The 12,686-nt window shown below is 66.2% G+C and carries 14 protein-coding genes; 4 read left to right on the top strand and 10 right to left on the bottom strand.

The genetic code is table 11. The annotated features are described in order from the left end of the window. The first annotated feature begins 21 nt into the window (after positions 1-21). Positions 22-381, top strand: coding sequence for a PilZ domain-containing protein (locus KRR38_RS04400; RefSeq protein WP_217398984.1), 360 nt, complete (start codon positions 22-24; stop codon positions 379-381). Between the two features lie 7 nt (positions 382-388). Here KRR38_RS04400 and KRR38_RS04395 read toward each other — a convergent pair whose 3' ends face one another. Both KRR38_RS04395 and KRR38_RS04390 read right to left on the bottom strand, forming a co-directional pair. Beyond that, the gene (locus tag KRR38_RS04395) at positions 389-1,636 is read right to left on the bottom strand and encodes a cyclopropane-fatty-acyl-phospholipid synthase family protein (RefSeq protein ID WP_217398982.1); all 1,248 of its coding nucleotides are present in this window, start codon (positions 1,634-1,636) and stop codon (positions 389-391) included. A gap of 42 nt (positions 1,637-1,678) precedes the next feature. Beyond that, the gene (locus KRR38_RS04390; protein ID WP_217398980.1) at positions 1,679-2,593 is read right to left on the bottom strand and encodes a metal-dependent hydrolase; all 915 of its coding nucleotides are present in this window, start codon (positions 2,591-2,593) and stop codon (positions 1,679-1,681) included. Between the two features lie 105 nt (positions 2,594-2,698). On the opposite strand from KRR38_RS04390, the gene KRR38_RS04385 reads away from it, so the two are divergent. Next, the gene (locus KRR38_RS04385; RefSeq protein WP_217398977.1) at positions 2,699-3,424 is read left to right on the top strand and encodes a phosphatase PAP2 family protein; all 726 of its coding nucleotides are present in this window, start codon (positions 2,699-2,701) and stop codon (positions 3,422-3,424) included. A gap of 1 nt (position 3,425) precedes the next feature. On the opposite strand, the gene KRR38_RS04380 is transcribed toward KRR38_RS04385, so the two are convergent. Both KRR38_RS04380 and KRR38_RS04375 read right to left on the bottom strand, forming a co-directional pair. Continuing rightward, positions 3,426-4,469, bottom strand: a complete 1,044-nt coding sequence (locus KRR38_RS04380; protein ID WP_217398975.1) for a 2-oxoacid:ferredoxin oxidoreductase subunit beta — start codon at positions 4,467-4,469, stop codon at positions 3,426-3,428. Continuing rightward, a complete protein-coding gene (locus KRR38_RS04375; protein WP_254514641.1) occupies positions 4,466-6,427 on the bottom strand; it encodes a 2-oxoacid:acceptor oxidoreductase subunit alpha in 1,962 nt (653 codons plus the stop codon). Before KRR38_RS04375 ends, KRR38_RS04380 begins: the two co-directional genes overlap by 4 nt. Before the next feature lie 251 nt (positions 6,428-6,678). On the opposite strand from KRR38_RS04375, the gene KRR38_RS04370 reads away from it, so the two are divergent. Further along, positions 6,679-7,161: an RNA pyrophosphohydrolase gene (locus KRR38_RS04370; protein ID WP_217398971.1), complete on the top strand. Its 483-nt coding sequence runs from the start codon at positions 6,679-6,681 to the stop codon at positions 7,159-7,161. A gap of 190 nt (positions 7,162-7,351) precedes the next feature. On the opposite strand, the gene KRR38_RS04365 is transcribed toward KRR38_RS04370, so the two are convergent. The 5 genes from KRR38_RS04365 to KRR38_RS35820 all read right to left on the bottom strand — a co-directional run bounded on the left by KRR38_RS04365 (position 7,352) and on the right by KRR38_RS35820 (position 11,769). Further along, positions 7,352-7,894: a tetratricopeptide repeat protein gene (locus KRR38_RS04365; protein WP_217398969.1), complete on the bottom strand. Its 543-nt coding sequence runs from the start codon at positions 7,892-7,894 to the stop codon at positions 7,352-7,354. Positions 7,895-7,905: 11 nt separating this feature from the next. Continuing rightward, positions 7,906-9,087, bottom strand: a complete 1,182-nt coding sequence (locus KRR38_RS04360) for an RsmB/NOP family class I SAM-dependent RNA methyltransferase (protein ID WP_217398967.1) — start codon at positions 9,085-9,087, stop codon at positions 7,906-7,908. A gap of 6 nt (positions 9,088-9,093) precedes the next feature. Then, the gene (gene guaB / locus KRR38_RS04355; protein ID WP_217398965.1) at positions 9,094-10,551 is read right to left on the bottom strand and encodes an IMP dehydrogenase; all 1,458 of its coding nucleotides are present in this window, start codon (positions 10,549-10,551) and stop codon (positions 9,094-9,096) included. A gap of 158 nt (positions 10,552-10,709) precedes the next feature. Continuing rightward, positions 10,710-11,015, bottom strand: coding sequence for a hypothetical protein (locus KRR38_RS04350; RefSeq protein ID WP_217398963.1), 306 nt, complete (start codon positions 11,013-11,015; stop codon positions 10,710-10,712). 106 nt (positions 11,016-11,121) lie between these two features. Then, the gene (locus tag KRR38_RS35820) at positions 11,122-11,769 is read right to left on the bottom strand and encodes a M20/M25/M40 family metallo-hydrolase (protein WP_309140974.1); all 648 of its coding nucleotides are present in this window, start codon (positions 11,767-11,769) and stop codon (positions 11,122-11,124) included. Here KRR38_RS35820 and KRR38_RS35815 point away from each other — a divergent pair. Continuing rightward, positions 11,752-11,922, top strand: coding sequence for a hypothetical protein (locus KRR38_RS35815; protein ID WP_254514640.1), 171 nt, complete (start codon positions 11,752-11,754; stop codon positions 11,920-11,922). The genes KRR38_RS35820 and KRR38_RS35815 overlap by 18 nt on opposite strands. Here the strand turns inward: KRR38_RS35815 and KRR38_RS35810 are convergent. Next, a complete protein-coding gene (locus KRR38_RS35810) occupies positions 11,919-12,629 on the bottom strand; it encodes a hypothetical protein (RefSeq protein WP_254514639.1) in 711 nt (236 codons plus the stop codon). The two genes, KRR38_RS35815 and KRR38_RS35810, sit on opposite strands and share 4 nt — an antisense overlap. Positions 12,630-12,686 lie beyond the last annotated feature (57 nt).

The raw sequence follows: 12,686 nt of genomic DNA, 5'->3' as shown, positions 1-12,686 counted from the left end.
GATCGGAATACGGAGCACGGGATGTCCAGCAGTTTCACTTCGCAGGATCGCTACAGCACGGCCGCGCAAGAGGATCGCTCGGCGCCGCGGACACGCATCTCGATTCCGGCTTCGCTGCGGCCCTCTGGCGGGCGCAGCTTCCAGACCGTCGTGCAGGACCTGTCGCTCTCGGGCTTCTCGGCCATGGCAATCAACCGCCTCAACCCGGGCACGCTGTGCTGGCTGACCTTACCCAACATGGAATCGATGGAAGCCGAAGTGATCTGGTGGAACAACAGCCTCGTCGGCTGCGCCTTCCATCAGCTGCTCAACCCGATCATCCACGACAACATTCTCGCGCAATGGCGCTCGGGAAACGGCATCTTCCGCTCGATCATGTGAGTTCGAGCTAGACCGGCTTGACCAGGGTGACCTGGGCGACATCGATCGCCCCGCCGCGGAAGCCGCCTTCGCAGTACATCAAATAGAAGCGCCAGAGGCGCACGAACCGGCCGTCGAAACCGGCAGGCAGACGCCCCTCCTCGACCGCACGGTCGAAATTGGCGCGCCAGATGCGCAGCGTCTCGGCATAGTCGAGCGCGAAGCCCGCGCGATCCTGCCACTGCAGCCCGCGGTCGGCAGCAAGCCGGCGGAATTCGCTCTCGCGGATCAGCATGCCGCCGGGGAAGACATAAGTCTGGATGAAGTCGGCGCTACGCGCATAGCCGTCGAATATCTCCTCGCGCATGGCGATGTACTGGACCGCGGCGCGGCCTCCGGGCTTGAGGTTACGGGCGATCGCATCAAAGAAATCGGCCCAGTATTCGCGGCCGACCGCTTCGACCATCTCGACGCTGGCGATGGCGTCGTACTGGCCGGCGACGTCGCGGTAATCCTGCTTGCGGAACTCGATGTCCGTACCTGCCGCATGGCTGCGCGCCCATTCGAGCTGCTCGTCGGACAGGCTGATCCCGGTGACTGCGACGCCTTTCCCCGCGAAATGCCGCGCCAGCGCACCCCACCCGCAGCCGATCTCCAACAGCGTCTGCGCACCTTCGAGCCGCGCCGCGATGCTGGCGATCTTGCGCTGCTGAGCCGCCTCCAGATCGTCGACCGCGCCCTCGAACCGCGCGCTCGAATAGGACATCGTCGGATCGAGCCAAGCGGCATAGAAATCGTTGCCGAGATCGTAGTGCGCGTGGATGTTGCGCAACGAGCCGGCGCGTGTGTTTCGATGCAGCTTGTGCACCAGCCGCGCCGCCAACCGCCACGGCCCGTGCGCTCGGGCAGCGTTGCCAAGCGTCACCGCATTGTCAGTGAACAGCGCAAACAGCGCGACCGGATCGGGACTGTCCCACTCGCCCGCTTCCCAGGCCTGATACCAGCCGACCGAGCCACCCGTGGCGAGCCGCAATAACGCACGCCACGATCGCAGATCGACGACAGCATGAAAGCCTGGCTCGCGACCGCCGAGCTTGCGCGTCGAGCCGTCAGGCAAGGTCGCTTCGATCGATCCTCGGGCCAATCCCGCGTCGATACGGTCGATGATCCTGTGAATGCCGCCGGACCAGATGCGCGCCAGCCACTGGGGGCCTATGCCGATCGTCCGGCCGCCCCCAACCAGCTCTGTTCCCCTGACCGACGCTTCTGCGTTCATGTGATCAATATGATCATTATTGGCTTGCCGTGCAATCGCTTGTCATGGATTGAGCTCGACGGCGAAACGGCCGCCGGTAAGGCCCAGGAAGCGCTGATCGCGAAGGACGATCGTATCGCCCTTCAATTCGGCCACGGGCATGCGCGACCAGAACAGGAAGGCCTTTGCACCTGGATTTCCGCTGACGCGCTGAGCGATACGCAGATCGTTCATGCCGATCGGCCGATAAACGCTGCGCACTCCCTCTCCACCGAACAGCGAGACTTCGAAGCTGCCGTAAACATCTTCCGTTCGCCACAACAGTTCCCGGCGCCAGAACATGAGCGGGACGGGATTAGCGATCACAACTGGCGGATGACGTTGGTCAAATCCAGGATACCGCGCGAGGTGTGCGCTGATGCCAAGGTTCATCAGCAGGTAGGCCGCGATGCCAATGAAGGCGGTCCATGCCGGTGTTCGCCAATCCGCTCGCCCAGCCCTGTCCCTCCGCCTTGACCACCACACGCCCGCACTAAGCATGGCCAGCAGCCAGGGGTCGACGATGAACAGCGCATCACCGTAGAACCAGCGGTGCGAGAACGGCTCTAGCAGGCGGATGCCGTAGCTGTTCATCCAGTCGAACAACGGATGGCTCAGGCAGGCGATATAGGCCAGCACGAGCAGCCAGCCCGGGCGCAGTGGTGCGCGATCCGAAGGACGCGTGCCTCGCCGCGTCTGCCATCGGTCGAATGCGATCATCGCGCCGGTCAACGCCAGAGGCAGCAGCAACATGGCGAGCGGCCCATGCGTCACCCCGCGCCGCATCGCCAGCGAGACCATGCCGAGCACAGTGCAGCCGGCATCGATATCGGGAACGTTCGCGGCGATGATCAGCGTCGGCATCGCCAGGCCGCTGCGGCGCTTGAGGCCCATCTGGCCGAGCAGCGCACCGACGAGGCTATGCGTCAGGTTATCCATATGCGCTTGGTGCAAGGCGCGCCCGGCAAAGGCAAGCCGACCATCCCCACCTTCCCCCGATCAAGACTTCGTGTAATGCTCGTCGGTCTCAGACGTTGTGAGCCCATGACCGACAGCACCGATCATCGCCCAGCCGAAACCGTGGTCCTGCTAGCGCGCGGCTGGCGCATCGATCCTCGCCACGCCCTGATCGCTGCGCTGCTGTGTCTGACAGGCTTTGCCGTGGTAGCGGGCCTGGTAGTGACCGGGCGCAGCGAGGCGTTCGATACCGCTGGTCTGAAACTGTGGCGCGAGGGGGTTGGACTGGCCGTGCCGCATGGGCCTGCCTGGCTGGAGGAAGCCGTGCGTGACTATACGGCGCTCGGCGGCACCTTGCTGCGCAACCTCTTCGCGCTGGGTGCGATCGTATCGCTGCTGTTCCTGAAACTGCGTCGCGAGGCCGTGTTGCTTGCCGCGACGGTGATCAGCGGGTGGATTTTCGAAGCCGTGCTGAAAGGCCTGTTCGACCGCCCGCGACCGACGATCGTGCCGCATCTGATGGATGCCGGAGGCTCCAGCTTTCCCAGCGGGCACAGCTTCAATGGGGCAGTCGTCTATATCGCGATGGCATTGGCTTTCGCCGCGATCAGCCGGCGGCGAGCTGTACGCTGGACCGTGATTGGCGTGGCGCTGAGCCTGACGCTACTGGTTTCGCTGAGTCGGGTCTGGCTGGGCGTACACTACCCGAGCGACGCCATAGCCGGATGGCTGGGCGGTGCCGGCTGGGCCTTCCTGGCCTCGGCGGTGCTCTATGCACCCGCCAAGGCCGTGGCCGACCAGAGCCGCACCTAGCTCAGAGCTCCGGCCCGTCCTCGCTGACCTTCCAGGTCTGGCCCTTGGCGAGCAGCTTGGCGAGATCGTTCGACTTGCCTGCGTTGACCTTGGCGTCCTGGCCGAGCAGCTCTTCCTCGAATGTGGGCCGCGGGTCGTCGTAGAGCACGCCGAGCGCCATCGGGAACGGGCCGAACGGCATCTCGACCAGCATGTGGGCGATCGCGCGGTTGGTGACGTCGTGGACGATCACGCCGGCCTTCTGCCAATCGCCGTCGACAACGTCGACGACTTCGAGATGGAGGTGATCGATGTTGAGCGCGATGCCCTTCACGCCGCCGGTCTTCTCGTTGCCGAACAGCATCGGTTCGCCGTTCTTCAGCCAGAGCTGGCTGCCTTCGGCACCCTTGGGCGCGGCGAAGTCCTCGAAGCGGTCCTTGTTGTAGACGATGCAGTTCTGGAAGATCTCGACGAAGGCCGCGCCCTTGTGGGCGTGGGCCGCCTTGAGCACGCCCGACAGTTCCTTCGACACGTCGAAGCCGCGCGCGACGAAGCGCGCGCCCGAACCGAGCGCGAAAGCCGCGGGCTGTGCCGGGCGGTCGACCGAACCGACGGGCGACGACGGGGATGGCGTGCCGAGGCGGCTGGTCGGCGAGTACTGGCCCTTGGTCAGGCCGTAGATCTCGTTGTTGAACAGCAGGATCTGGCAGTTCAGGTTACGGCGCAGCAGGTGCATCGTGTGGTTGCCGCCGATCGACAGGCCGTCGCCGTCGCCCGTCACCAGCCAGATGTCGAGCTCGGGATTGGCGAGCTTGATGCCCGTGGCGAAAGCCGGGGCGCGGCCGTGGATCGTGTGGAAGCCGTAGCTTTCGACGTAGTAGGGGAAGCGGCTCGAGCAGCCAATGCCCGATACGAACACGGTCTTGGCCGGATCGGCGCCGATCTCGGGCAAGGTTCGCTGCACGGCCTTGAGGATCGCGTAGTCTCCGCAGCCCGGGCACCAACGGACTTCCTGATCGGACTCCCAATCCTTGAGAGTCGTCTGGATGGGGGTCATGTCGTTCATGGATTCACCGCTTTGATGCTGGGGAGCTGGACGTCGTCGGCATCGACTTCGCCGCCCTCGTTGCCCGGTACGCCGTCGAAATAGGCGCCAATCGCTTCCTGGAGTTCGGCGATCGTGAACGGCTGGCCGCTCGTCTTGGTCAGCGGGCGCGCATCGACCAGGAACTGGTCGCGCAGCACCGTCTTGAACTGGCCGGTGTTCATCTCGGGGACGAGCACGTTGTCGAAGCCCTTGAGCAGCTTGCCCAGGTTCTGCGGCAGCGGCCAGATGTGGCGGACGTGGATGTGGCTGACGTCGAGACCCTTGGCGCGCATGCGGCGTACGGCCTGGTGGATCGGCCCGAAGGTCGAGCCCCAGCCGACCACCGCGAGCCGGCCCGAGGTATTGCCGAGGCAGACCTCCTGGTCGGGGATCGAGGCCGCGACGCCGTCGATCTTGGCCTTGCGGGCATCGGTCTGCGTCTGGTGGGCGAGCGGCGAATAGTCGATATTGCCGGTGTCGATCGCCTTCTCGATGCCGCCGATGCGGTGCATCAGGCCCGGGGTGCCGGCCTTGATCCAGGGACGCACGCCGCGATCGTCGCGCTTGAAAGGCAGGACTTCGCCGTTGTCGCCGTTCTTCTCTTCGAGGAAAGTCACCGGGAATTCGGCGAAGGTTGCCGGGTCGGGCACCTTCCACGGTTCGGCGGCATTGGCGATGTAGCCGTCGGTCAGCAGGATGACCGGAGTCATGTACTGCACGGCGATGCGGCAGGCCTCGATCGCGACTTCGAAGGCATCGGCCGGCGAGCGGGCGGCGATCACCGGGATCGGCGCGTCGCCGTTGCGGCCGTAGACCGCCTGGTAAAGGTCCGACTGCTCGGTCTTGGTCGGCAGGCCGGTCGACGGGCCGCCGCGCTGCGAGTTGACGATGACCAGCGGCAGCTCGGTCATGATGGCGAGGCCCATGGCCTCACCCTTGAGCGCGATACCCGGGCCCGAGGACGAGGTGACACCAAGCTGGCCGGCATAGGAGGCGCCGATCGCCGCGCAGATCGCCGCGATCTCGTCTTCCGCCTGGAAGGTGGTGACGCCGAATTCCTTCATCTTCACGAGGTTGTGAAGGATCGCCGAGGCGGGCGTGATCGGATAGCCGCCGAAGAACATCGGTAGCTTGGCGAGCTGCGCGCCGGCGACGAGGCCATAGCTGACCGCCTCGGCACCATTGACCGTGCGATAGAGGCCCGGCGGCGAAGGTGCCGGCTCGAGATGCAGCTTCTTGAGCGGACCGGCGAGCTCGGCCGTTTCGCCGTAGGCATGGCCGGCGTTGAGCGCGGCGATGTTGGCATCGGCGAGGATCTTCTTGTCGCCTTTGAACTTGGCGTTGAGCCCGTCGATGATCGGCTGGCGGTCACGGTCGAACATCCACAGGGCCAGGCCCAGCGTCCACATGTTCTTGCAGCGCAGCGCGTCCTTGTTGCCGAGGCCGAAGGGCTTCACGGCTTCCACGGTCAGCGCGCTGATGTCGAAGGCGAGCACGTCCCACTTGGCCAGGCTGCCGTCCTCGATCGGGCTGACGTCGTACTTCGCCTTCTCGAGGTTGCGCTTGGTGAACTCGCCGGTGTCGGCGATGATCAGGCCACCGGGCTTGAGTGCCGTGACGTTGGTCTTGAGCGCCGCTGGGTTCATCGCAACGAGCACGTCGGGCTGGTCGCCCGCGGTCGAGATCTCGGTCGAGCCGAAATTGATCTGGAAGGCGGAAACACCGAACAGCGTGCCCAGCGGCGCGCGGATCTCCGCCGGGAAATCCGGGAAGGTCGCGAGGTCGTTGCCGGCTAAGGCGGTGGAGAGGGTAAACTGACCGCCGGTCAGCTGCATGCCATCGCCGGAGTCGCCGGCGAAACGCACCACAACTGCTTCGGGGACGTCATTCGCGAGCGGCTTTGCCGGCTCGTCACTCTCGGCCAAAATCGTTGCCATCATTATCCTCTATGGCGGCGGTCTGTTCCTGCCGTTCCGCCCCTAGGCTCCCACCGGGGAAGCACAATTCAGAAAAACTGTCAGGCGACAAAGTGCTAGTCTCCTGCATTGAGTCCGCAAAACGCCTCTGACACCGGCTAGTCAAGCTTCAATGCCCATCATATGAGGGGTACAGTCCGTTTGTGCCCGGAATGATGACCCATGGCTGAACTTCGATTCTTAGTCCCTGCCAATGAAGGATTGCTGACGCGATGAGCGACGCATCTGCGCTGCCCTATCGTCCCTGCGTCGGCATCATGCTGGTCAACGGCGACGGGCTCGTCTTCGTCGGCAAGCGGATCGACAACAAGGAAGGCGACGCCTGGCAGATGCCGCAGGGCGGCGTCGACGAGGGCGAGGACCTCAAGCGCGCGGCGCTGCGCGAACTCGCCGAGGAGACCGGCGTCGGCGAAGAATTGGTGACGGTGATCGCCCAGACCCGCGAAGAACTGCTCTATGATCTGCCGAACAAACTCGTCGGCAAGCTATGGGGCGGCAAGTACCGCGGCCAGCGGCAATTCTGGTTCCTCATCCGCTTCGGCGGCGGCGACTCGGACATCAAACTCGACGCGCACAACCCGCCCGAGTTCAACGAGTGGAAATGGGTCGCGCCCGATACGCTGCCCGACATGATCGTGCCCTTCAAGAAGCGCGTCTATCGTGCTGTTCTGGAAGAGTTTCATGACCTGATCTAGTGGCGTAGGGAACTTCAGGAAGCTCGCACGAGTACACTATGGCAACTTTGTGTGAAGTTTCGCTGCAGGGCGCGGTTTTCAGCGGAATTCCGCGATTTCCGACGATGTCAAAGAACCCCGCGACAGTGCGGAAGTTCATGGATGTAGGAAAGCGCTGAATCCTCTCCCGTCCGCGGGAGAAGGTCGAAGGTCAATTCTCGCTGACGACCGGTTCCGGCTTCACGGCTTCGGCCGAGACCACGCGCGGCGGCGGGCCCTTGGCGATGGCGGCGGTGAGTTCGCGAGTCGCTTCGCAGTTGCTGCCGCAGAGGCCCTGGAGCCGCGCCAGGTTGCGGCGGGCCTTCTCGATCGCGCCCTTCTCGGCCAGGGCAGCGCCCTCGCCCGAAATCGCCAGCAGGTTGCTCGGCTCGGTCTTCAGCGCCTCGCGGTAGTAATGCAGCGCCTTGCCCTGCATGCCCTGGCGGCGGGTCGCCTCGGCCAGGTCGAGCAGAATGGGAATCGAGCCCGGCTGGACGGTCAGCGCCGCCTCGTAGGCATCGACCGCAGCATCGACGCGGCCGGCGCCGAGTTCGGCCTTGCCTTGCGCCATCAGAGCGGAAGCGCGGGGATCGAGCGGCTTGGCCGGCGCAGAAAAACTGACGCTGGCGGTGACTGCAACAAGCAGGGAAAGGGCGAGTGCAGCAGGCGTATAGCGCATCAACAGGTCCTTGGCCGAAGCAGCGGTCTTGGGCATTTCCGCATTTGCTAACATAGCCGGGTCAGAAGCGCGACGAAAAATCCGTCGGTTCCGTCCCGGAACGGGGTGAGCCGCAGGCCCGCGCCGCGCGGCGTGCCCGCCGGCAACATCGGCGCTGCCGCCGACCAGTCCGAATGGCGCTCAAGGAAGCCCGCGACCTGATCGACGCCCTCGGCATCGAGCAGCGAACAGGTGACATAGACGAGCCGGCCGCCGGGCCGCACCAAAGTGGCGGCGAGATCGAGCAGCCGGGCCTGCAGCGCGACATAGCGCGCAAGCTGCGCCTCGGTCAGCCGCCAGCGCGCCTCCGGGTTGCGCCGCCAGGTGCCCGTGCCCGAGCAGGGCGCGTCAACGAGTACGGCATCGGTCCTTGCCGTCCGATCGGCTAAGGCATCGGCCTCGCGGCCCGGATCGAGCAGCACGGTCTCGATGGTCGACGCCCCTGCCCGCTCCGCCCGCGGCGCTAGCCGAGAAAGGCGGGCGCGATCGGTGTCGCTGGCGAGCAAGGTGCCGCGGTTGTCCATCGCCGCGGCCAGAGCCAGGGTCTTGCCGCCGGCCCCGGCGCAGAGGTCGATCACGGTTTCCCCAGGCCGCGCATCGAGCGCCAGGCAGGTGAGCTGCGATCCCGTGTCCTGCACTTCGATCCAGCCGTCCTGATAGGCGGGCCACTGCTCGACTGGGGTGCCGAAGGGCAGTCGCAGGCCTTGCGGCGCGGCGGTCGGTTTTCCGGTCACCGGCAGCTCGATCGCGTCGCGATCGGCTTTCAGCGTGTTGACCCGAATATCGAGCGGTGCGCGGCCGAGCAGCGCGGTCGCCTCGTCGCCCGCAATGCCGCTGGCTGCCAGGGCGGCCTCGAGCCAGGCGGGAGCGATCCCTGTCGCGGCGACCGGCTCATCGGCCGCGATCGATGCCGGCGCGTGGCGCGAACCGTCGAACAAAGCCGCCAGAGTCGGATCACCCTGCGCCAGCCGCAGCATCGCCGCGCGGCCGTTGATGGGAACGTCCCCGCAGACGCGGATCGCCGAATAGGCAAGCTCGCGCACCGCGCGGCGGTCACCGCTGCCGGCGAAGCGCCGCGGGCGGAACCAGTCCGAGATGATGCGATCTGCCGGCGCGCCGTTGCTCTGTGCCGCTTCGATGACGAGATCGAGCACTTCGATCGCCGCCTGGACGCGGGCGGCGGGCGTCATTGCCGTTTACCGCGACGGATAGTTGGGCGCCTCGCGCGTGATCGCGACGTCGTGGACGTGGCTCTCGCGCAGGCCGGCATTGGTGATGCGGATGAACTGCGCCTTGGTGCGCAAGTCGTCGATCGATTCCGAACCGGTATAGCCCATGGCCGCGCGGATGCCGCCGACGAGCTGGTGGATCACGTCCTTGGCCGGGCCCTTGTAGGGCACCTGTCCCTCGATGCCCTCGGGCACAAGCTTCATCTGGTCCTTGATGTCACCCTGGAAATAGCGGTCGGCAGAGCCGCGGCCCATCGCCCCGACCGAGCCCATGCCGCGGTACGACTTGTAGGCGCGGCCCTGGTAGATGAAGCTTTCACCCGGGGCTTCCTCGGTGCCGGCGAGCATCGAGCCGATCATGATCGACGAGGCCCCGGCGGCGATCGCTTTGGCGGCATCGCCCGAAGTGCGCAGGCCGCCGTCGCCGATCACCGGCACGCCCGATTTCTCGGCTTCGGCCGCGGCTTCCATGATCGCGGTGAGCTGCGGCACGCCGACGCCCGCGACGATACGCGTGGTGCAGATCGAGCCCGGGCCGATGCCGACCTTGACCGCGTCGGCACCCGCATCGATCAGCGCGCGCGTCGCTTCGGCCGTGGCGACGTTGCCGGCGATGACCTGGGCCGAATTCGACAGCTTCTTCACCCGCTCGACCGCGCGCGCCACGTCCTTGTTGTGGCCGTGCGCGGTGTCGATGATGACGACGTCGCATTCGGCTGCGAGCAGCGCCTCGGTGCGGCCGAAGCCCTTGTCGCCCACGGTCGTCGCCGCGGCGACGCGCAGACGGCCGGCGGCGTCCTTGGTGGCACTGGGGAAGTTGACCGCCTTTTCGATGTCCTTGACCGTGATCAGGCCGATGCAGTGGAAGGCATCGTCGACCACCAGCAGTTTCTCGATCCGGCGCTGGTGCAGCAGGCGGCGCGCCTCTTCCTGGCCGACGCCGAGATTGACCGTTGCCAGGTTCTCATGCGTCATCAGCTCGCGCACCGGCTGGGCCGGATTGGCGGCGAAACGCACGTCGCGGTTGGTGAGGATGCCGACGAGCTTGCCGCTGGCCTCGACCACCGGAATGCCGCTGATCCGGTTGGCCAGCATCAAGGCCTGCGCTTCGCCCAGCGTGGCGTCGGGCGTGATCGTGATCGGATTGACCACCATGCCGCTCTCGAAGCGCTTGACCGCGCGCACCGCGGCGCACTGCTCCTCGATCGTGAGATTGCGGTGAAGCACGCCGATGCCGCCGAGCTGGGCCATGACGATCGCCATGTCGGCTTCGGTGACGGTGTCCATCGCCGAGGAGATTACCGGGATATTGAGCCCGATCTCCCGCGTCAGCCGCGTTCGCGTGTCGGCGTTGCTCGGCAGGAAGTCGGACTCGGCCGGACGCAGCAGGACGTCGTCGAAAGTTAGGCCGAGGGGGATTTCCATGATGCCACTGCGCCTTTCGGGAACGATTCGTGGCGGCCCATGTAATCAAGCAGGTCCGTTACCGCTAGACCTTGTTTCCCGGTGGCCGGCAGCAAAACCGGCGCGGAAGCATGAAGCCTCCGCGCCGGACGATTTAAAGGGATCGATTTCGTGTCAGATCAGACGGGCTTGGCGCCCGGCGCCGAGCAGCTGGCGAAGCGGCCGCCGATCTTGCAGCGCTTGGGCGCGGCCTTGGCCGTGGTCACGGTCGCGGGATGCGCCGCTGGCGTGGCATGGGCGACGGGATGCGCTGCGGCCGCGGGCTTGGCGGCGGCCGGCTTGGCCGCGGCGGGCTTCGCCGGCGCGGCGGCGGCATGGCCACAGGAGGTGAAACGGCCCTTGGCGTCACGGCACTGCGCCGCCTGAGCGGCCATAGGCGCCGCGGCGAGCGCGAAGAGGGTCAGCGAGAGGAGTATCTTTTTCATCTGGCATCCTTCCGTGGGTGGGATTCCCCGAAAGCCGCAATAGAAGGATGCACGTGAAGGCGCGGTGGCCTGTCTATTACAATTGTGTCACACAGTGATCCCGGCCTCAGCGCCCGGGATTGGTCCGCTTGGGCACACGACGCGAATCGGCGAACCAACGGCCCAGCGCGACGTGGAAGGCCACGTCCTCGGCCGCACCGCCCAGTTCGATCTTCTGGTTCAGATCGTCATGCGGCCGGTGGTAATTGCCCTCGAAGAAGTGTTCGAGCTTCGACAGGTCACCATAGGCGCTGGTGACCATGACCGCGGGAATGTCGTGCTGCTGCAGCGCCCAGCCGTCCTGGCGGCGCAGATAGGCATTGGCTGCGTCGCCATCGACGATCTTGCGCTTCTGCTGGCGCGCGACGGCTGCGATCTGCGTATCGAGCGGGGTCAGCCCCTTGCCGACGATGCCGAGCGGCGTGCCCGCGGGTGCGATGGCGACGCTGTCGATGTTGAAGGCAGCGACGATCTGGCCGAGCGGGAGCGGCGGGTTCTCGGCAAAGGCATGGGCGCCCAGCAGGCCGAGCTCCTCGGCCGTGGTCGCCAGGAAATAGATGTCGCGGTCCATCTGCCGCTCGCGCGACAGCCGGCGCGCGATCTCGGTCAGGACGGCAACGCCGCTGGCATTGTCGATCGCGCCGTTGCAGATCAGGTCCTCGGCCGGCGGCTCGGCGCAGCGGCCGAAGCCGTCCCAATGCGCCAGAAACAGCACCGCGCCCTGGTCTGGCCGGCGGCCGGGCAGCTTGCCGATCAGGTTGTGCGTGCGGATCGTCGTCTCGTTGGTCGCCGCTTCGAGCGTGGCCGTAAGTTCGAGGACTTGCGGCGCGAAGTCGGGCTTGGCCGCGGCCTGCTCGAGCGCGGCTAAGCTCTGCCCCCGCCCTGGAACAGCGCCATGGCACCTTCGCGGGTGATGAAGCCCTCGAGATCGCCGCCAACGGCGTCGTCGGCCAGGGCATAGCCCGAGCGGCGGCGGCGGGCGGCTACGCTTTCGAGCGAACGGTCGCCATCGAGTACAGTAAGCACCGCCGAGGCGCCGGCGTCGAGCAGCGCGTTCTGCCGCTCGCTGGTGTCGATCCCGGCGTCGAGCAGCAGCGCCACGCGCCCGGCCAACTCGCTGCGCGCAGGCAAGGTCGCCTGCCCCGGACCGAACTGGCCCTTGCCGACGAACAGCACGGGCGCGTCCTTGACCAGGCTCCGGCGGCCTGAAGTCAGCATCAGCACGGCATCGCGCGGAACATATTGCCGGCGACCCTTGCGTGCGAATGTCGCAGCGGACGAGGACGGCTCGCGCGCGATCAGCGTGACCGGCGCGAACCATTCGTGGCCCGGCGTATTGGTGCCCGAGACGAGACCAATGTCGACCCATTCGCGCGCGAGATAGCGCAAGGTCTTGGCTTCGCCGTCGGTACCGGGCTCGCGTCCTTCGAAATCGTCGCTCGCCAGGACGCGGATATGCTCCATCAGCTCGGATTCAGTGACGGTGTCACGCCGGGGCGCGGCAAAGCCCGCCGCAGGCAGGAGCAATCCCGCCGCGACTAGGCCGCCGATTATCGCAAGTCTGCCCCTTCTCATCGTGCCGCACTACAACATGCGATCCTGTCAGCAAAGTTAATGGCGGCGGAATCAACG

The organism is Novosphingobium sp. G106 (assembly GCF_019075875.1).
Lineage (GTDB): Bacteria > Pseudomonadota > Alphaproteobacteria > Sphingomonadales > Sphingomonadaceae > Novosphingobium.
The sequence above is the reverse complement of the archived record's forward strand: the minus strand, read 5'-3'. Positions and strand labels throughout refer to the sequence as shown.